The organism is Streptomyces sp. NPDC033966 (genome assembly GCF_055575955.1).
In genome coordinates, this window is the sequence record NZ_JBVIRQ010000001.1 from 514,285 (window position 1) to 532,785 (window position 18,501).

Here is an 18,501-nt window from a genome sequence, read left to right on the forward strand (position 1 = left end):
CTCAGTGCTTTGCCGCCGCAGTACGACCGAACGGCCCGTCACGTTGAGTGACGGGCCGTTCGTCCTACTTCTGCGGGCTGGCGGGTATGTCGAGGACGACCCGGGTGCCGCGCGGCTCGGCCCGGACCATGTCGAAGGTGCCGCCGAGCTCGCCCTCCACGAGGGTCCGTACGATCTGCAGCCCGAGGTTGCCGGCCCGCTGGGGGTCGAAGCCCTCGGGCAGGCCACAGCCGTCGTCGACGACGGTGATCAGCAGCCGGGAGTCGGTGCGGCCGCTGCCGGAGCGGCTGGCCGACACCTCCACGGTGCCGCCCTCCCCGTGCGTGAAGGCGTGCTCCAGGGCGTTCTGGAGGATCTCCGTCAGCACCATCGACAGCGGAGTGGCGACCTCCGCGTCCAGGATCCCGAACCGGCCGAGGCGCCGGCACTCCACCCGGCCGGGCGAGATCTCGGCGACCATCGCGATCACGCGGTCGGCGATCTCGTCGAACTCGACCCGCTCGTCGAGGTTCTGGGACAGGGTCTCGTGCACGATCGCGATCGAGCCGACGCGGCGGACCGCCTCGTTGAGCGCCTCGCGGGCCTGGGGCGAATCCATCCGACGGCCCTGGAGCCGCAAGAGGGCGGCCACGGTCTGGAGGTTGTTCTTCACCCGGTGGTGGATCTCCCGGATGGTGGCGTCCTTGGTGATCAGTTCACGTTCGCGACGGCGCAGTTCGGTGACGTCGCGGCACAGGACGAGGGAGCCGATGCGGGTCCCCTTGGGCTTGAGCGGGATGGCGCGCAGCTGGATGACGCCGCCGTTGCCCTCGACCTCGGTCTCGCGCGGGGCCCAGCCGCTGGCGAGCTTGACGAGGGCCTCGTCCACCGGGCCCCGGGAGGGGGCGAGCTCGGCGGTGGTGGTGCCGAGGTGCTGGCCGACCAGATCGGCGGCGAGGCCGAGGCGGTGGTAGGCGGAGAGCGCGTTCGGGGACGCGTAGGTCACCACGCCGTCGGCGTCGAGGCGGATGAGGCCGTCGCCGACGCGCGGGGAGGCGTCCATGTCGACCTGCTGCCCCGGGAAGGGGAAGGAGCCCGCGGCGATCATCTGGGCGAGGTCGGAGGCGGACTGGAGGTAGGTGAGCTCCAGCCGGCTCGGTGTACGCACAGTGAGCAGGTTGGTGTTCCGCGCGATCACGCCGAGGACGCGTCCCTCGCGGCGGACGGGGATCGACTCGACGCGGACCGGCACCTCCTCGCGCCATTCCGGGTCGCCCTCGCGCACGATGCGGCCCTCGTCGAGGGCGGCGTCGAGCAGCGGGCGGCGGCCGCGCGGGACCAGGTGGCCGACCATGTCGTCCTGGTAGGAGGTGGGGCCGGTGTTGGGTCGCATCTGCGCCACGGAGACGTACCGGGTGCCGTCGAGGGTGGGGACCCAGAGCACGAGGTCGGCGAAGGAGAGGTCGGAGAGCAGCTGCCACTCCGAGACCAGCAGGTGCAACCACTCCAGGTCGGATTCACCGAGAGCGGTGTGCTGGCGTACGAGGTCGTTCATGGAGGGCACCTTGCGAGCGTACCCCGGGTACGGGGATGACTTTCCCCACCACGAATACTCAGGAGTATCCAGGAAGGGCACACTCCGCGTACTGTTGGAGGAAGTGACGGGTCGGTAGACCCCGCACTTGGATGGACAGGACAGATTGGTCTAGTCCACAATTGGGTTTCAAACTTCCGCCCTCCCCGCACAGGAGGACGGAGCGAGGTGGCCACGCGTTCTGCCCTGACCGCGCAGGCACCTCCCAACGGCCGCCGGGCACCGCACACCCTACGGCCGTGAGTACTCCGGGCTACGGTGCCGGGCGGGCTGAGGGTCCCGCCCTGCACCGTGGCCCAGAGGAAATCACCTCTCGTGCGCATTCCCCCGGCGGATTCCCCGCGCGGATTCCCCGGATTCCCTATCGCGGCCAGGCCAGCAGCGCCCGCTCCGCGACGGCCTCCAGCTCCTCCCGGCTCGCCCCGTCGCGCGACTGCTGCGACATCCCCTGGAGCACCGCCCCGGCGAAGCGGGCCAGCGCCCGCGCGTCCGTTCCGGCCGGCAGCTCGCCGCTCGCGATGTCGGCCTTGATGCGGCTCTCGAACAGCTCCAGGTTGGCGTTGCGGCGCTCGCGCAGGGCCTCGGCCACCTCCTGCGAGGTGGTGTTGGCGGCCGCGCTGATCACCATGCAGCCCGGCGGGTGGGCGGGGTCGGTGTAGATCTCGGCGGCCTCGCGCAGGATGCGGCCGATGGCCGCGGCGGCGGTGGGCTCCTCGGCGAGCGCCACGCTCGCGAAGTCCCCGTACCGGCTGCCGTAGACCACCACGACCTCGTCGAAGAGCTTGCGCTTGTCGCCGAAGGCGGCGTAGAGGCTGGGCGCGCCGATGCCCAGGTTGCGGGTCAGGTCCGCGATGGACGTGGTCTCGTAGCCCTGCTCCCAGAAGGTGAGCATCGCCTTGTCGAGGGCGGCGGCCCGGTCGAAGGAGCGGGGCCTGCCGCGTTGTCCTGTCACCATGGGGACGATTCTATAGCGGTCGCTATGGAATCTGGTACGGTCCCTTTCTGTAGCGACCACTAGCGAATGACGGAGGGGGGCGCGTCATGGGCGTGCTCAAGGGGAAGACGGCACTGGTCACGGGCGGCAGCCGGGGCATCGGGAGGGCCGTCGCCGAGCGGCTGGCGCGGGACGGGGCGCTCGTCGCGGTGCACTACGGGCGCAACGAGGCGGCCGCGAAGGAGACCGTCGGGGCGATCGAGGCGGCCGGGGGCCGGGCCTTCGCCATCGGGGCGGAGCTCGGGGTGCCCGGGGACGCACAGGCGCTCTGGGCCGCGTACGAGGCCCACCCCGCGCACACCGGGCGGGTGGACGTCCTGGTGAACAACGCCGGGGCGGCGACCTTCGCGGGTATCGGGGAGACCGACGAGGAGACCTTCCAGCGGGTCCAGGCCCTCAACGCCCAGGCGCCGTTCTTCGTGATCAAGCACGGGCTGGAGCGGCTGGCGGACGGGGGCCGGATCGTGAACGTGACCGGCACCCCGCACATCGCACTGCCGGCGATCCTGGCCACGGTCATGGCCAAGGGCGCGGTGAACGCGCTGACCGTGTCCCTGGCCGCCGCGCTCGCCCCGCGCGGGATCACGGTGAACTCGGTGGGCCCCGGCATCACGGAGACCGACCTGAACGCGGCCTGGCTGGCCGATCCGGCGGCCCGGGCGCACGCGGCCTCCCGGTCGGTCTTCAACCGGGTGGGCACGGTGGAGGAGGTCGCCGACGTGGTGGCCTTCCTGGCCTCGCCGGACTCGCGCTGGGTCACCGGCCAGCATCTGGACGCCACGGGCGGGCTCCAGCTGGCGCTGCTGTAGCGGGGCGGGGGCGGGCGGCGGCCGACGGGACCACCATGGAAGAGCGGGCGGAGGGCCTACTTCCGCAGGAAGGCTCTGCTAGATTGGTCTATACCACAAGCGCCCCCACCCTCCCCCTCGCTCCGCTGGGGGACCCCCACTCTCAGATCGGCAGGTCCAGCGTGGAAGTTGTCATCGTCCCGGACGCCAAGGCAGGCGGCGAGCTCATCGCGGAGGCCATGGCCGCCCTGGTCCGCCGCAAGCCCGACGCCCTGCTCGGCGTGGCGACCGGCTCTACCCCGCTGCCCGTCTACGAAGCCCTCGCGGCCAAGGTCAAGGCCGGCGAGGTCGACGCCTCCGCGGCCCGGATATGCCAGCTCGACGAGTACGTCGGCCTGCCGGCCGGGCACCCGGAGTCCTACCGCGCGGTCGTGCTCCGCGAGGTCGTCGAGCCCCTCGGCCTGACCGAGGCCTCCTTCATGGGCCCCGACGGCTCCGCCGAGGACGTCCAGGCGGCCTGCGAGGCGTACGACCGGGACCTCGCCGCCGCCGGCGGGGTGGACCTCCAGCTGCTGGGCATCGGCACCGACGGGCACATCGGCTTCAACGAGCCCTGCTCCTCACTGGCCTCCCGCACCCGCATCAAGACGCTGACGGAGCAGACCCGCGTGGACAACGCGCGCTTCTTCGACGACGACATGGAGCAGGTGCCGCACCACGTCATCACCCAGGGCATCGGCACCATCCTCGACGCCCGCCACCTGGTCCTGCTGGCCACCGGCGAGGGCAAGGCCGAGGCCGTCGCGCAGACCGTCGAGGGCCCGCTGTCCGCGCTGGTCCCGGCCTCGGCGCTCCAGCTGCACCGGCACGCGACCGTCGTCGTGGACGAGGCGGCCGCCTCCAAGCTGAAGCTGGCCGACTACTTCCGCCAGACCTACGCCGCGAAGCCGTCCTGGCAGGGTCTGTAACAGCCCCACGGCGTACGAGAAGGCCGGGCCCCCCTCCACGGGGGCCCGGCCTTCTCTTGTTCCCGGGGCGCGCGTCCCGGGCGCGCCCCGGTCCCGGACGCGCCCGGTCTCAGACGCGTCCGGCGATGACCTCGGCCGCGGCCCGCCCGCACACCCGGGAGGCCCCGTGCGTGGCGACGTACAGCACCCCCCGCGGCTCGGCGCGCGGCAGGCCCATCTCCACGACCACGGTGTCCGGCCTGGCCGCGACCAGGGCGCCGAGGATCTCCGTCATCCACGGGTGCCGGTGCGCGTCGCGGACCACCGCCACGACGGTGCGGTCCCCCGCGGCCGCCAGCACGTCGGCGGCCCCGGAGCCCTCGGGGTAGACGCCCGAGCCGGTCCCCGGGAGCAGCTCGGCCAGCTCGGCGGCGACCCCCCACGGGGTCTCGTCGCCCACCGCGATGTTCGCGACGGGTGCGAGCGTGGCGACGTACGGGTCGCGGACCGGAGCCGCCGCGCCCGATACGACGACCGCGCGGCGGGCCGCCGTCAGGCCGATGCCGGACGCGCCGCTCCCCTCCCGCGGCGCGTCCGGACGGGACCGGAGGGTCCAGTCGGCGAGGGCGCGCACCCGGGCGGCGGCGTCGGCGAGCCGCTCCTCCGGGAGCACGCCCTCGCGTACGGCGGCGACCAGCGCGTCGCGCAGGCGCAGCACGGTCGCCTCGTCGGCGAGGCCCCCGCCGACGCAGATGGCGTCGGCGCCGGCCGCGATGGCGAGCACCGAGCCGCGCTCGATGCCGTACGTCCCGGCGATGGCGTTCATCTCCATGCCGTCGGTGACGATGAGGCCCTCGTAGCCCAGCTCCTTGCGCAGCAGGCCGGTGAGGATCTGCGGGCTGAGGGTGGCGGGGCGGGTCGGGTCGAGGGCGGGCACCAGGATGTGGGCGCTCATGACGGCCTTGGTGCCGGCCTCGATGGCCGCCCTGAACGGGATCAGCTCACGGGCCTGGAGGGTGTCGAGGTCCACGTCGATGCGGGGCAGCGCGTGGTGCGAGTCGACGTTGGTGTCGCCGTGGCCCGGGAAGTGCTTGGTGCAGGCGGCGACGCCGGCGGCCTGGAGGCCCTCGACGTACGCGGCGGTGTGCCGGGCGGCGAGGGTGGTGTCGGCGCCGAAGGAGCGGACGCCGATGACCGGGTTGTCGGGGTTGGAGTTGACGTCCGCGGACGGGGCCCAGTTGAGGTTGACCCCGCACTCGGCGAGCCGGCGGCCCAGCTCGCGGGCGACCTCGCGGGTCAGGGCGGTGTCGTCGACGGCGCCGAGGGCGAGGTTGCCGGGGAAGGACGAACCGCCCCGGACCTCCAGCCGGGTGACGTCGCCGCCCTCCTCGTCGATGGCGACGAGGACGTCCTCCCGTACCGCCCGCAGCTGCGCGGTGAGCGCGGCGAGCTGCTCGGGCGAGGCGATGTTGCGGCCGAACAGGCCGACGGCGGTGAGGCCTTCGCCGACCTGGCGCAGCAGCCAGGCGGGGGCGGTGGTGCCCTCGAAGCCGGGCTGGAGGACCGCGAGGGCATCGCGGGTGAGCGTGTCACTGCGGTGCGCAAGGATCGTCATGGTCCGTTATCCCTTCACGGCGCCGGAGGTCATGCCGCCGACGGCCTTGCGCTGGAGGAAGATGAAGATCACCAGGACGGGGATCGCGAAGATCGAGGACGCGGCCATGGTGGCGCCCCAGTCGTTGCCGAAGGCGGTCTTGAACTGGGTCAGCCACAGGGGCAGGGTCTGGGCGGTCTTGTCCTTGTTGAGGATCAGGACCATCGCGAACTCGTTCCAGGCGGTGATGAAGCCGAAGAGCGAGGTGGACATCAGGCCGGGGGCCAGCAGCGGGAAGATCACCTTGCGGAAGGCCTGGCCGCGGGTGCAGCCGTCGATCTGGGCGGCCTCCTCCAGGGTCACCGGGACGGCGGCGATGAAGCCGCGCAGGGTCCAGATGGTGAAGGGGAGGACCATCGCGAAGTAGATCGCGGTCAGTACGGCGAGGCTGTTCAGCATCTCGGCGTCGCGCATGATCATGTACATCGCGATGACCATGACCTCCCAGGGGGCCATCTGGGCCATCATCACGCCGAGGACGAGGCCCTTGCGGCCCTTGAACTTCATGCGGGCGATCGCGAAGCTCGCGGCGAGGGCGACCAGCAGGGCCAGCAGGACGGCGCCCACGGTGACCACGAGGCTGTTGGTGACGTACGTCCAGAAGTTCTCGACGCCGGTGGCCTTGGAGAAGTTGTCCAGCGTCGGGGTGAAGACGAAGACCGGGTCCTTGGTGAGGATCTCGCTGTTCGGCTTGAGGGCCGAGGAGAACATCCAGTACACCGGGAAGACGAAGACCAGGGCCAGGAGCACGGCGCCGGCGTTCTTGGCGACGGTCGCGGGGCGCAGCGGCTTGCGGGTGCGCAGCTGCTGTGCGGGCTTGTTCGGGGCGGTGGTGGTGCTCACTGCTCCTCCTCCTGCTTCAGGATCAGGCGGAAGTAGAAGGACATGACGACCAGCAGGATCACGATCGTCAGGACGGAGATCGCGGCGGCGAGACCGTAGTGGGCCTGGCTCTGGCCCTCGACGTAGGCGAAGACCGGGAGGATCTCGGAGGCGCGGTCCGGGCCGCCCTTGTTCATCGCGTAGACCTGGGTGAAGGCCTTGAAGACCCAGATCACCTCGAGGAACGTGGTGACCAGGAAGAAGGGCTTGAGGTTCGGGAAGACGACCTTCCAGAAGGTCTGCCAGCCGTTGGCCCCGTCCATGCGGGCGGCCTCGTACAGCTCGGCGCCGACCGTGGTGAGGCCGGCGTACATGTTGAGGGCGACGAAGGGGATGGAGCCCCAGACGACCAGGAGCGTGACGATCGTCAGGGTGGACAGGCCGGTCTCGAACCAGTTGTGCTGCTCGTAGCCGGAGAAGCCAAGGGTGCGCATCACCCAGTTCATGACGCCGAACTGCTCGTCGAACAGCCAGTAGAAGACCTGGACGGAGGCGACGATCGGCATGGCCCAGGCCATCACCAGCGCCATCGACAGGACCAGGCGCATCCACTTGCCGAGGCGGTTCAGCAGGATGCCGATGAGGCTGCCGATCACCATGATCAGTACGACGTTGGCCAGGGTGAAGGCGAAGCTGCGGACGACGACGGTCCAGAAGTTCGGGTCGCCGAGCAGCTGGGTGTAGTTGTCGAATCCCGCGAAGGGGTACTTCCGCTGGATGAACTCGATCTTGTTGATGTCCTGGAAGGACAGGATCACGTTCTTGATCAGCGGGTACAGCAGCAGGAGCGCGAGGCCGGCCACGGCGGGCAGGACCAGCAGGTAGGGCAGCCACCCCGAGGGGAGCGACTTTCTGCCCCCGCGAGGAGACGTATCACTGGGGCCGGTCCTGGCGGTGGGTGCCTTCGGCGGCCGTCCGGCGGACTTGTGTGGTGCGTCCTGTGGAGCGCTGGTCGTCGCTCCCTGGGAGTGCACGGTCATGGCTTGGCTTCCTCGCGGTTGACTGTGGAGTCAAATGCGCGACCGGGGGCGCGGCAGGCGGCTGGCCGCCCGCCGCACCCCCCGGTGCGTTCACACTGCTGGGCTGTGCGGGTACTGCTGGGTGGGGCTGTTACTTGTTGATGCGGTTCGCGATTTCCTTGTCCGCGTCCGCGCCCGCCTTGGCGGCGTCCTCACCCTTCAGGACCTTGGTCATGAACTCCTTGATCGGGTTCGGCTCGGTCTCGACGTTCGCCCAGCCCGCGGTCACCGGGGTGATCTTGCCGTTCGCGCCGGCCTTGGCCATGGCCTCGGCGAAGGAGCCGGCGGCCGGGGCGAAGTTCGCGCCGACCTGGTTGGGCAGCAGCGCGCCCTTGACCTCGGCGGCGTACTTGGTCATCTGGTCCTTGCCGGTGGCGAGGGTCAGCCACTCCTTGGCGAGCTCCTTGTTCTTGGAGCGCTCGGCCACGGCGAGGTTCGAGCCGCCGAGGAAGACGGTGCCGGACTTGTCGGCCGTCTTGCCCGGGATCGGGAAGTAGCCGAAGTCGGCCTCCTTGCCCGCGTCCTTCAGGGCCTTCTCGGCACCGCCGGCCTCCCAGCCGAGGCCGATCCAGGAGGAGACGCCGCCCTTGGGGACGATGTCGGTGGACTGCTGCGGGGTGGCCTCGTCCTTGTCCTTCGGGGCGGTGGAGAAGGACTGGAGCTTCTTGTAGAAGTCCATCGCGGAGGCGGCCTGCGGGGTGGCCAGCTGGCCCTTCCACTTGCCGCCGTCCTTGACGGCGAGCTCGCCGCCCTCGTCCCAGATGAAGCCGGCGAGGATGTACCAGCTCTGGCCGGGCAGGTAGATCGGCTGGGCGGACGGGTCGGACGCCTTCAGCTTCTCCAGGCCGGCGATCCACTCGTCGCGGGTCTTCGGCGGGGTGACGCCGGCCTTCTCGTAGGCCTTCTTGTCGTAGACGACGACGCGGTTGGCGGCGTACCAGGGGGCGGAGTAGAGCTTGCCCTCGACCTCGGCGGAGGCGAGCATGCTCTTCTGCCAGGCGTCGGCGCCGAGCTTGGCCTTGTCCTTGGTCAGGTCGGCGAGGCCGCCGGTGACCGCGTAGCCGGCGGTCTGGGTGTTGCCCAGCTCAAGGACGTCCGGCGGGGTGTTCTCGGAGAGGGCCGTGGTGACCTTCTCCTGGATGCCGGTCCACTTCTGCTCCTCGACCTTGACCGTGACACCGGGGTGCTTGGCCGAGAACTCCTTGTTGACCTGCTCGATCCAGGCCTTGGGAGCGGAACCGTCCATCACCCAGACGGTGATCTCCTTGGCGCCACCCGACGCGTCGGACTCCGGCTTGTCGTCGCCGCCGTTGCCGCACGCCGCGACACCGACCATCATGCCCACGACACCGACCGCCGCAATGAGCTTGCGCTTCACGCCACCCTCCTCAGGGATGCTGCTGCTTTGCACCTTCCCTCGCCCGCCGCGGTGACGTACGTACCAAGTACTGCCGTGGGGCCGGGATCTGATCCACATTGGTTTAGACCAGTACCGGGAGCTTGGCCTAGACCTTTAGGGGTGTCAAGGGTCTAATGAGCGGGTGCTCGGTCCGTTATCGGACCGACACCTGGGGGAGGGGAGGAGGCCTGCCCTCCCGCCCGTGTCACCATGTGACCGCACATATCGGAGGAGCCGGTGACGGCAGCGAAACTGGAGTCGGGAAGGCGGGCGGCGATGGCCACCGAAGGGGCGACCACGGAGCCGGAAGGCGGGGCAGCCACTCGGACGGCGCGTGTGCCCAAGTACTACCGACTCAAGCGGCACTTGCTCGACATGACCGACACGCTCCCCCCCGGCACCCCCGTGCCGCCCGAGCGTACTCTCGCGGCCGAATTCGACACCTCCCGGACCACCGTCCGGCAGGCCCTCCAGGAACTCGTCGTCGAGGGCCGGCTGGAGCGCATCCAGGGCAAGGGCACCTTCGTCGCCAAGCCCAAGGTCTCGCAGCCGCTGCAACTCTCCTCCTACACCGAGGACATGCGGGCCCAGGGCCTGGAGCCCACCTCCCAGCTGCTGGACATCGGGTACGTCACGGCCGACGACACCCTCGCGGGCCTCTTGAAGATCGCCACGGGCGGGCGGGTCCTGCGCATCGAGCGGCTGCGCCTGGCCAGCGGCGAACCGATGGCCATCGAGACCACCCACCTGTCGGCCAAGCGCTTCCCGGCGCTGCGCCGCTCCCTCGTCAAGTACACCTCGCTCTACACCGCCCTCGCCGAGGTGTACGACGTCCGGCTCGCGGAGGCCGAGGAGACCATCGAGACCTCCCTCGCCACCCCCCGGGAGGCCGGACTGCTCGGGACCGACGTGGGTCTGCCGATGCTGATGCTCTCGCGGCACTCCCTGGACGCCGACGGAGAACCGGTCGAATGGGTGCGATCGGTATATCGCGGCGACCGTTACAAGTTCGTTGCCCGTCTCCAGCGACCTGCCACCTGATCACCGGTTGACTACCCCTTCGACCTGGGTGGACGCTCGTACCGCTATGCGGACGGGGGCTTACATCCAGCGGTAACCCCCCGTAGATTCCCTGCGCTTAAGCAGATGATCAACGAGGGGACGAGGATCATGCCGGAACCGGAAGCAACAGGTACGGACGGGGCTCCGACAGCGGGAGGATCGGCGGGCCCCGGCTCGTCCCCTCCTTCGGGGCGGACCTCCCCCCAGTCGGTCGCCGTCTGGGTGGGCGTGGCCCTCGTCGGGGCCCTCGGCTGGGGCGTACTGGCCCTGTCCCGGGGCGAGGAGATCTCGGCCGCGTGGCTGCTCGCCGCCGCGCTGGGCTCGTACGCCATCGGGTACCGCTTCTACTCCCGGTTCATCGCCACCCGCGTCCTGAGGCTCGACAAGACGCGGGCCACCCCCGCCGAACGCCTCGACAACGGTGTCGACTTCCACCCCACCGACCGGCGCGTGCTCTTCGGCCACCACTTCGCCGCCGTCGCCGGTGCCGGCCCCCTGGTCGGCCCGGTGCTCGCCGCGCAGATGGGCTACCTGCCGGGCACCATCTGGATCGTCGCGGGCGTCATCTTCGCCGGCGCCGTCCAGGACATGGTGACGCTGTTCTTCTCCACGCGGCGCGACGGCCGCTCGCTCGGCCAGATGGCCCGGGACGAGATCGGTCCCGTCGGCGGCGCCGCCGCCCTCGTCGCCGTGTTCGTCATCATGGTCATCCTGCTGGCCGTGCTCGCGCTGGTCATCGTCAACGCCCTGGCGCACTCCCCCTGGGGCGTCTTCTCCATCGGCATGACCATCCCGATCGCCCTCTTCATGGGCGTCTACCTGCGCGTCCTGCGCCCGGGCCGGGTCACCGAGGTCTCCGTCATAGGCGTCGCGCTGCTGCTGCTCGCCATCGTCGCCGGCGGCTGGGTCGCCGACTCCTCCTGGGCGAGCACCTTCACCCTGGAGAAGGAGACGCTGGTCATCTGGATGGTCGTGTACGGCTTCATCGCCTCGGTGCTGCCGGTGTGGCTGCTGCTCGCGCCCCGCGACTACCTGTCCACGTTCATGAAGGTCGGCACCATCGCGCTGATGGCCGTCGGCGTGGTCATCGCGATGCCGACGCTGAAGATGCCCTCGGTCACCGACTTCGCCACCCGCGGCGACGGCCCGGTCTTCGCCGGGTCGATGTTCCCCTTCGTCTTCATCACCATCGCCTGCGGGGCCCTGTCCGGCTTCCACGCCCTGGTCTCCTCGGGCACCACCCCGAAGATGATCCAGAAGGAGACCCAGGTCCGGGTCATCGGCTACGGCGCCATGCTCACCGAGTCCTTCGTCGCCGTGATGGCGGTGATAGCGGCGAGCATCATCGAGCCCGGCCTCTTCTTCGCGGTGAACTCCCCCGGCGGCGTCATCGGCGCCACCGTCCAGACCGCCTCCAAGGCCGTCACCGACTTCGGCTTCGCCATCAGCCCGGAGGCCCTCGCGCAGGCCGCGAAGGACGTCGAGGAGGCCAGCCTGCTGTCCCGTACGGGCGGTGCGCCGACCTTCGCACTCGGGATGTCGGAGATCTTCTCGTCGGTCGTCGGCGGCGCCGGGATGAAGGCCTTCTGGTACCACTTCGCCATCATGTTCGAGGCCCTGTTCATCCTGACCACCGTCGACGCCGGCACCCGCGTCGGCCGGTTCATGCTCCAGGACACCCTCGGCAACGTGCACAAGTCCTTCAAGGACGTCAGCTGGAAGCCGGGCGTGTGGCTCGCGAGCGCCATCGTCGTCGGCGGCTGGGGCTACTTCCTGTGGGTCGGCGTCAAGGACCCGCTGGGCGGCATCAACCAGCTCTTCCCGCTGTTCGGCATCGCGAACCAGCTGCTCGCGGCGGTCGCCCTGGCCGTCTGCACCACGCTGCTGGTCAAGTCCGGGCGGCTCAAGTGGGCCTGGGTCACGGGCGTTCCGCTGGCCTGGGACGTGGCCGTCACCCTCACCGCGAGCTACCAGAAGATCTTCTCCGACGACGTGAAGGTCGGCTTCTTCGCGCAGCGCGACAAGTACCAGACCGGCATCGACGCCGGGAAGGTGCTGCCGCCCGCCAAGAACATGGACGACATGCACACCGTGGTCACCAACGCCACGGTCGACGGGGTCCTGTCGGCGCTGTTCGCGGTCCTGATCATCATCGTGCTGGTGGACGCGGCCCGGGTCTGCCTCAAGGCCGTCTCCGCCCCCGGGTCGGTCCGCCTCTCCGAGGTGCCGTGGACCGAGTCGAAGATCATCGCCCCGGCCGGGCTCATCGCCACCGCCGAGGAGAAGGCCGAGCTCGCGGCCGCCGGCCTCGACGGGAGCGGGGGCAAGGCCAAGGAGCCGGTCGCGTGAGCGGGGTGCGCGGGGCGCTGGCGAAGGCCCGGTTCTACGTACGGGAGTTCTCCGGCGAGGCCGCGTACGACCGCTACGTGGCGCACGCCCGCTCGCACGACCCGGACGCCGAGGTCCTGACCCGGCGCGCCTTCGAGCGGGCCCGCACCGACGCCCGCGAGGCGGACCCGCGCGAGGGCTTCCGCTGCTGCTGAGGAGCCAGAAGGGCCCCGCCGGACCTCCGGCGGGGCCCTTCGGCGCAGCCGGGGTCAGCGCACCCAGTCCTTGAGGGGCTCGGTCTGGAGGGTGATGCCGACGGGGTCGGGGAGCGTGACTTCCTTACCGAAGGGAACGGTGCGTACGGTCTCGTAGCATGTGCCGTCCGGGTCACTGTGGACGAGAACCTGGCACTTGAGCCGGTCGATGAGCAGGTAGACGGGGATGCCGGTCTCGGCATACGCGCGCGGCTTCTCGACCCGGTCGCGCCGTTCGGTGTCGGAGTCCCACGAGGTCACCTCGACGGCCATCAGGATCGGGCCCGGATCCACCCAGTCGCCCTGCCCGACGAACGCGTCCTCATGCGCCAGGATTCCATCCGGAATGGCGCGCCCGCCCCGGTACTGTTCGGCCTTGATCCCCTGCCCCGCGTGCAGCCAGAACCCTGGGCGGTGCTGGATACAGATCCGGGACAGCCACACGATGATCCGCCCATGGTCCCCGTCCGGCATCGCCTTGCTCCTCAGCACCCCACCGATGAATTCCAGCCGCAGCCCCTCCTCCTCGCGGGCCGCTATCCGTGCCAGGTGCTCGAACGCTTCGGTCGTCATGTGGGGATGGTCGGTCATGAGGGTCATGCCTCGCTCGCCTTCCTCGACGGTGCTGTCTCCGACGATAGCGGAGAGGTACGCCAGAGGGACGCGGAGTCGCGGGCGACACAACATCTAGGGGGTCACACAGACCCGGCCCACCACATGTATGCTCATCCTCGCTGTCGCCGCAGGGGAATCCGGTGCGAATCCGGAACTGTCCCGCAACGGTATGAAAAGTCCGAGGACCTGCCGACAGTGCGCCCGGATCGACCGAACCGGGTGCCGACACGTCCGGGCCTCGCGGTTGGGCCGGTGGACGCCATGCGGTGTGTACGCGATCCCGTCGCGCCCGCATGCGCCTCCCCGCGCCCCACCCGCCGATGACCGGGCCGAGCGAGGGAGAGCTCCCGCCGTGACCATCGCGCCTTCCGCACCGCGCGCCGAGTCCGTTTCTGGCGACACCACCGAAGGCCCGGGGGCCGCGCTGCTGCGTACTCTCACCGAGCTGACCGCCGACCTCCCCGACACCGACCCCGGCCGGATCGCCGCCGCCGCCCTGCGCGGCCGCAGCGCCTCCGCCGACGAGGCCGAGCTGCGCGGGCTGGCCACCGAGGCCGCGGCGGGCCTGATCTCCGAGGACCCCGCCTACTCCCGCCTCGCCGCCCGCCTGCTCACGCTGGCCGTGGCCGACGAGGCCGCCGGGCAGGGCGCGACGTCCTTCGCCGAGTCCGTCGTCGTCGGCCACCGCGAGGGCCTGATCGCCGACCGCACCGCCGAGTTCGTCGCCGCCCACGCCGCCCGTCTGAACGCGCTGGTCGAGCACGCGCTCGCCGAGGGCGCGGACGACCGCTTCGGCTTCTTCGGCCTGCGCACCCTGCACAGCCGCTACCTGCTGCGCCACCCGATCACCCGCCAGGTGATCGAGACCCCGCAGTACTTCATGCTGCGCGTGGCCTGCGGCCTCGCCGAGGACGAGAGCGTCCAGGCCGTCGAGGAAGTCGCCTCGCTGTACGGCCTGATGAGCCGGCTCGACTACCTGCCGTCGTCGCCGACCCTGTTCAACTCGGGTACGCGCCACCCGCAGATGTCCTCCTGCTACCTGCTGGACTCCCCGCTGGACGAGCTGGACTCGATCTACGACCGCTACCACCAGGTGGCGCGCCTGTCCAAGCACGCCGGCGGCATCGGCCTCTCCTACTCCCGCATCCGCGCCCGCGGTTCGCTGATCCGCGGCACCAACGGCCACTCCAACGGCATCGTGCCGTTCCTGAAGACCCTCGACGCCTCCGTCGCCGCCGTGAACCAGGGCGGCCGCCGCAAGGGCGCCGCGGCCGTCTACCTGGAGACCTGGCACGCGGACATCGAGGAGTTCCTGGAGCTCCGCGACAACACCGGCGAGGACCAGCGCCGTACGCACAACCTCAACCTGGCCCACTGGATCCCGGACGAGTTCATGCGCCGCGTGAACGCCGACGCCGACTGGTCGCTGTTCTCCCCGGCCGACGTCCCCGAGCTGGTCGACCTCTACGGCGACGAGTTCGACGCCGCCTACGTCAAGGCCGAGGCGGCGGGCCTCGCCAAGAAGACCATGCCGGCCCGCGACCTCTACGGCCGCATGATGCGCACCCTCGCGCAGACCGGCCAGGGCTGGATGACCTTCAAGGACGCCTCCAACCGGACCGCGAACCAGACCGCGCTGCCCGGCACCGTCGTCCACTCCTCCAACCTCTGCACCGAGATCATCGAGGTCACCAACGACGGCGAGACGGCCGTCTGCAACCTCGGCTCGGTCAACCTCGGCGCGTTCGTCGCCGACGGCGAGATGGACTGGGCGCGCCTGGACGAGACCGTCCGCACCGCCGTGACCTTCCTCGACCGCGTGGTGGACATCAACTTCTACCCGACCGAGCAGGCCGGCCGCTCCAACGCCAAGTGGCGTCCGGTGGGCCTGGGCGCGATGGGCCTCCAGGACGTCTTCTTCAAGCTGCGCCTGCCCTTCGACTCGGCCGCGGCGAAGGCCCTGTCCACGAAGATCTCCGAGAGGATCATGCTGGCCGCGTACGAGGCCTCCTGCGACCTCGCCGAGCGCTCCGGCCCGCTCCCGGCCTGGGCCGAGACCCGTACCGCCCAGGGCGTCCTGCACCCGGACCACTACGAGACCGAGCGCCACTGGCCCGAGCGCTGGGAGGCCCTGCGCGCCCGCATCGCGAAGACCGGCATGCGCAACTCCCTGCTCCTGGCCATCGCCCCGACGGCGACGATCGCCTCGATCGCGGGCGTGTACGAGTGCATCGAGCCGCAGGTCTCCAACCTCTTCAAGCGCGAGACCCTCAGCGGCGAGTTCCTCCAGGTCAACGGCTACCTGGTGGAGGACCTCAAGCAGCTCGGCGTGTGGGACGCGCAGACCCGCGAGGCGCTGCGCGACTCCTCCGGCTCCGTCCAGGGCTTCGGCTGGATCCCGGCGGAGATCCGCGAGCTGTACCGCACGGCGTGGGAGATCCCGCAGCGCGGCCTGATCGACATGGCGGCGGCCCGTACGCCGTACCTGGACCAGAGCCAGTCGCTGAACCTGTTCCTGGAGACGCCGACCATCGGCAAGCTCAGCTCGATGTACGCGTACGCCTGGAAGCAGGGCCTGAAGACCACGTACTACCTGCGCTCGCGCCCGGCGACGAAGATCGCCCGCGCCGCGTCCGGCGCCGCCGCCGTCCCGGCCGCCGCCACCCCCGCCCAGCTGCCCCAGGCCCTCGACGCCGAGGCGCTGGCCTGCTCCCTTGAGAACCCCGAGTCCTGCGAGGCCTGCCAGTAATGAGCTCCACCGAGAAGAAGAACCTCCTCGACCCGGGCTTCGAGCTCACGCTCCGCCCGATGCGCTACCCGGACTTCTACGAGCGCTACCGGGACGCGATCAAGAACACGTGGACGGTCGAGGAGGTCGACCTCCACTCGGACGTCGCCGACCTCGCGAAGCTGACGCCGGCCGAGCAGCACATGATCGGCCGTCTGGTCGCGTTCTTCGCGACGGGCGACTCGATCGTCTCGAACAACCTGGTGCTGACGCTCTACAAGCACATCAACTCCCCTGAGGCGCGCCTGTACCTGTCGCGCCAGCTGTTCGAGGAGGCCGTGCACGTCCAGTTCTACCTGACGCTGCTCGACACCTACCTGCCCGACCCGGACGACCGCGCGGCCGCCTTCGACGCGGTCGAGGAGATCCCCTCCATCCGCGAGAAGGCGCAGTTCTGCTTCAAGTGGATGGACTCGGTCGAGAAGATCGAACGGCTGGAGACGGCCGCCGACCGGCGCCGCTTCCTGCTGAACCTGATCTGCTTCGCGGCGTGCATCGAGGGCCTGTTCTTCTACGGCGCCTTCGCGTACGTGTACTGGTTCCGCTCGCGCGGTCTGCTGCACGGTCTGGCGACGGGCACCAACTGGGTCTTCCGCGACGAGACCATGCACATGAACTTCGCCTTCGAGGTCGTGGACACGGTCCGCAAGGAGGAGCCGGAGCTCTTCGACGACGCGCTCCAGCAGCAGGTCACCGACATGCTGAAGGAAGCCGTCGAGGCGGAGCTGCAGTTCGGCCGCGACCTGTGCGGTGACGGCCTGCCGGGCATGAACACCGACTCGATGCGCGAGTACCTGGAGTGCGTCGCGGACCAGCGCCTGGTCCGCCTCGGCTTCCCGCCGGTGTACGGCTCGCAGAACCCGTTCTCCTTCATGGAGCTCCAGGGCGTCCAGGAGCTGACGAACTTCTTCGAGCGCCGCCCGTCGGCCTACCAGGTCGCCGTGGAGGGCACGGTCGACCTGGACGAGGACTTCTAGGGCCGTCCCGGCCGGCGTTCGGCGCGACGACGTCCCCGCCCGTGGCTCCACGGGCGGGGACGTCGTGCTGTGGCGGTGCTACTTCTTGCAGGTGACGCTGGCGCTCGCCTGCTCCGTCTTCCCCTGCGAGGGGCCGCTGTCGATCACGAACTTCTGGCTGACCGTGGCCGTCGTGGACCCGGCCGGAACGGCCGCCTGGTCGGTGACCGTCTTGGTCCCGTCGCCTGCGAACTCGACGGTCCCGGGCACCTTTCCGGAGGTCCGCTCCCAGTGGTACCGGACCGTGCCGGTGCCGGAGCCGACCAGGGTGGCGGTGAACCGGATGCCCTGGGCGCAGTCGGCCTCGCCGCTCGCCGGATCGGCCTTGACCTGGAGCTGGCTGATGACGACGTTGCGGGAGGTGTTGCCCTGGCGCTCGTCCTCCTCGCCCTCCTTCTTGCCCACCTTGCCGCCCTTGGCCTGGCCCTCCTTGAAGCCCGCCTCGTAACCCACCTTGTAGCCGTCCGCGAAGCCCTTGTCCTGCAGGGCCTTGCACTCGTCGGCGGTCAGTCCGGGCCGGTTCTTGACGGCGTCGTCGTAGCTCTTGCGGTAGGTGTCCGCGAAGCCGTCCTCCCGGCCGTCCTTGAGCCCCTCCGTACGGCCCAGCCGGTACCCGGTGGTCTCGGCCTTCGCCCCGTCGCAGGCGGACGGCGCGTCGATCACCTTGCAGGTGGTCGTGCGCGCACCCGCCTCCGGACCCTCCTTGGCGTAGAAGCCCACGCCGGCCCCGGGGGCACCCTGGTCGGGGCGCAGCGGCACCGAGTAGGTGCCGTCCGCAGGGACCGGGCCGCCTCCGATGTTGTCGCCGTTGCGGAAGAAGTTGACGTACTTGCCGGGCTCGAAGCCCGAGCCCGAGATCAGGTAGCCCGGCCCGTTGGTGAAGGTGTGCGGTTTGATGCTGCATTCCACGGCGGGAGCCGCCGCGGCGCTCGTCCAGGCGGTCAGGGGCCCTATCGCCAGGGCCATCACCACGGGCACGATGCCGACGGCCGTACGGCGTCTGCGGAGCATCGTCTCGCCTCCTTCCGATGAGGAGTCTGCGGCGATGTCCACGCGGGATCGAGGTCGGCGGCATCTCCGCTCGGTCGGACGGCTCGGCCGGAGGGGAGCGGGAAGCAGGAATTTCCGGGCCTGCGGCCGGTGTCGGTGGTGCCGCCCTCTCTCTCCATGCTGGCCCGGCCC

At 70.3% G+C, this 18,501-nt stretch carries 15 protein-coding genes and 1 riboswitch; of the genes, 7 read left to right on the forward strand and 8 right to left on the reverse strand.

What is annotated here, in order from left to right:
• Positions 1-64 precede the first annotated feature (64 nt).
• Together ACZ518_RS02365 and ACZ518_RS02370 are read right to left on the reverse strand one after the other, a co-directional pair.
• Positions 65-1,534, reverse strand: coding sequence for a sensor histidine kinase (locus ACZ518_RS02365; protein ID WP_469111151.1), 1,470 nt, complete (start codon positions 1,532-1,534; stop codon positions 65-67).
• A 400-nt stretch (positions 1,535-1,934) separates the two neighbouring features.
• Entirely contained in the window at positions 1,935-2,528 is a 594-nt protein-coding gene (locus ACZ518_RS02370; protein WP_469111152.1) for a TetR/AcrR family transcriptional regulator, read from the reverse strand.
• 86 nt (positions 2,529-2,614) lie between these two features.
• Here ACZ518_RS02370 and ACZ518_RS02375 point away from each other — a divergent pair, with 86 nt between their 5' ends.
• Both ACZ518_RS02375 and nagB read left to right on the forward strand, forming a co-directional pair.
• Complete coding sequence (locus ACZ518_RS02375) at positions 2,615-3,376, forward strand: SDR family oxidoreductase (protein WP_469111153.1); 762 nt, start codon at positions 2,615-2,617, stop codon at positions 3,374-3,376.
• A 161-nt stretch (positions 3,377-3,537) separates the two neighbouring features.
• Positions 3,538-4,323, forward strand: coding sequence for a glucosamine-6-phosphate deaminase (gene nagB, locus ACZ518_RS02380; RefSeq protein WP_469111154.1), 786 nt, complete (start codon positions 3,538-3,540; stop codon positions 4,321-4,323).
• A 109-nt stretch (positions 4,324-4,432) separates the two neighbouring features.
• Here nagB and ACZ518_RS02385 read toward each other — a convergent pair whose 3' ends face one another.
• The 4 genes from ACZ518_RS02385 to ACZ518_RS02400 all read right to left on the reverse strand — a co-directional run bounded on the left by ACZ518_RS02385 (position 4,433) and on the right by ACZ518_RS02400 (position 9,235).
• Positions 4,433-5,917, reverse strand: coding sequence for a glycoside hydrolase family 3 protein (locus tag ACZ518_RS02385; protein ID WP_469111155.1), 1,485 nt, complete (start codon positions 5,915-5,917; stop codon positions 4,433-4,435).
• Between the two features lie 6 nt (positions 5,918-5,923).
• Complete coding sequence (locus ACZ518_RS02390; protein ID WP_469111667.1) at positions 5,924-6,760, reverse strand: carbohydrate ABC transporter permease; 837 nt, start codon at positions 6,758-6,760, stop codon at positions 5,924-5,926.
• 35 nt (positions 6,761-6,795) lie between these two features.
• Positions 6,796-7,818: a carbohydrate ABC transporter permease gene (locus ACZ518_RS02395; protein ID WP_469111156.1), complete on the reverse strand. Its 1,023-nt coding sequence runs from the start codon at positions 7,816-7,818 to the stop codon at positions 6,796-6,798.
• Positions 7,819-7,948: 130 nt separating this feature from the next.
• Positions 7,949-9,235: an extracellular solute-binding protein gene (locus ACZ518_RS02400; protein ID WP_469111157.1), complete on the reverse strand. Its 1,287-nt coding sequence runs from the start codon at positions 9,233-9,235 to the stop codon at positions 7,949-7,951.
• 297 nt (positions 9,236-9,532) lie between these two features.
• Here ACZ518_RS02400 and ACZ518_RS02405 point away from each other — a divergent pair, with 297 nt between their 5' ends.
• The 3 genes from ACZ518_RS02405 (at position 9,533) to ACZ518_RS02415 (ending at position 12,861) form a co-directional block, all read left to right on the forward strand.
• A complete protein-coding gene (locus tag ACZ518_RS02405) occupies positions 9,533-10,297 on the forward strand; it encodes a GntR family transcriptional regulator (protein ID WP_267036634.1) in 765 nt (254 codons plus the stop codon).
• A 129-nt stretch (positions 10,298-10,426) separates the two neighbouring features.
• A complete protein-coding gene (locus tag ACZ518_RS02410; RefSeq protein WP_469111158.1) occupies positions 10,427-12,667 on the forward strand; it encodes a carbon starvation CstA family protein in 2,241 nt (746 codons plus the stop codon).
• Positions 12,664-12,861 carry a YbdD/YjiX family protein gene (locus ACZ518_RS02415; RefSeq protein ID WP_007266448.1) on the forward strand — a complete coding sequence of 66 codons (198 nt, stop codon included), beginning with the start codon at positions 12,664-12,666 and terminating at the stop codon, positions 12,859-12,861. The genes ACZ518_RS02410 and ACZ518_RS02415 overlap by 4 nt, the downstream gene beginning before the upstream one ends.
• 54 nt (positions 12,862-12,915) lie before the next feature.
• Here ACZ518_RS02415 and ACZ518_RS02420 read toward each other — a convergent pair whose 3' ends face one another.
• The gene (locus tag ACZ518_RS02420; protein ID WP_469111159.1) at positions 12,916-13,500 is read right to left on the reverse strand and encodes a Uma2 family endonuclease; all 585 of its coding nucleotides are present in this window, start codon (positions 13,498-13,500) and stop codon (positions 12,916-12,918) included.
• A gap of 134 nt (positions 13,501-13,634) precedes the next feature.
• Positions 13,635-13,711: riboswitch (adenosylcobalamin-variant (AdoCbl-variant) riboswitch) on the forward strand.
• Between the two features lie 156 nt (positions 13,712-13,867).
• On the opposite strand from ACZ518_RS02420, the gene ACZ518_RS02425 reads away from it, so the two are divergent.
• Positions 13,868-16,264 carry a ribonucleoside-diphosphate reductase subunit alpha gene (locus ACZ518_RS02425; protein WP_469111160.1) on the forward strand — a complete coding sequence of 799 codons (2,397 nt, stop codon included), beginning with the start codon at positions 13,868-13,870 and terminating at the stop codon, positions 16,262-16,264.
• Positions 16,264-17,280 (forward strand): ribonucleotide-diphosphate reductase subunit beta, encoded by a 1,017-nt coding sequence (locus ACZ518_RS02430; RefSeq protein ID WP_358899304.1) that lies wholly within the window; start codon positions 16,264-16,266, stop codon positions 17,278-17,280. The genes ACZ518_RS02425 and ACZ518_RS02430 overlap by 1 nt, the downstream gene beginning before the upstream one ends.
• 78 nt (positions 17,281-17,358) lie before the next feature.
• Here the strand turns inward: ACZ518_RS02430 and ACZ518_RS02435 are convergent, their stop codons facing one another.
• Positions 17,359-18,330 carry a hypothetical protein gene (locus ACZ518_RS02435; RefSeq protein WP_469111161.1) on the reverse strand — a complete coding sequence of 324 codons (972 nt, stop codon included), beginning with the start codon at positions 18,328-18,330 and terminating at the stop codon, positions 17,359-17,361.
• Positions 18,331-18,501 lie beyond the last annotated feature (171 nt).

Bases quoted from the DNA above. Each gene is read 5' to 3' on its own strand.
- ACZ518_RS02375 (WP_469111153.1), top strand. From the start codon at position 2,615: ATGGGCGTGCTCAAGGGGAAGACGGCACTGGTCACGGGCGGCAGCCGG.
- ACZ518_RS02435 (WP_469111161.1), bottom strand. From the start codon at position 18,330: ATGCTCCGCAGACGCCGTACGGCCGTCGGCATCGTGCCCGTGGTGATG.
- ACZ518_RS02430 (WP_358899304.1), top strand. From the start codon at position 16,264: ATGAGCTCCACCGAGAAGAAGAACCTCCTCGACCCGGGCTTCGAGCTC.
- ACZ518_RS02410 (WP_469111158.1), top strand. From the start codon at position 10,427: ATGCCGGAACCGGAAGCAACAGGTACGGACGGGGCTCCGACAGCGGGA.
- ACZ518_RS02420 (WP_469111159.1), bottom strand. From the start codon at position 13,500: ATGACCCTCATGACCGACCATCCCCACATGACGACCGAAGCGTTCGAG.
- ACZ518_RS02365 (WP_469111151.1), bottom strand. From the start codon at position 1,534: ATGAACGACCTCGTACGCCAGCACACCGCTCTCGGTGAATCCGACCTG.
- ACZ518_RS02395 (WP_469111156.1), bottom strand. From the start codon at position 7,818: ATGACCGTGCACTCCCAGGGAGCGACGACCAGCGCTCCACAGGACGCA.
- ACZ518_RS02405 (WP_267036634.1), top strand. From the start codon at position 9,533: ATGGCCACCGAAGGGGCGACCACGGAGCCGGAAGGCGGGGCAGCCACT.
- ACZ518_RS02385 (WP_469111155.1), bottom strand. From the start codon at position 5,917: ATGACGATCCTTGCGCACCGCAGTGACACGCTCACCCGCGATGCCCTC.
- ACZ518_RS02370 (WP_469111152.1), bottom strand. From the start codon at position 2,528: ATGGTGACAGGACAACGCGGCAGGCCCCGCTCCTTCGACCGGGCCGCC.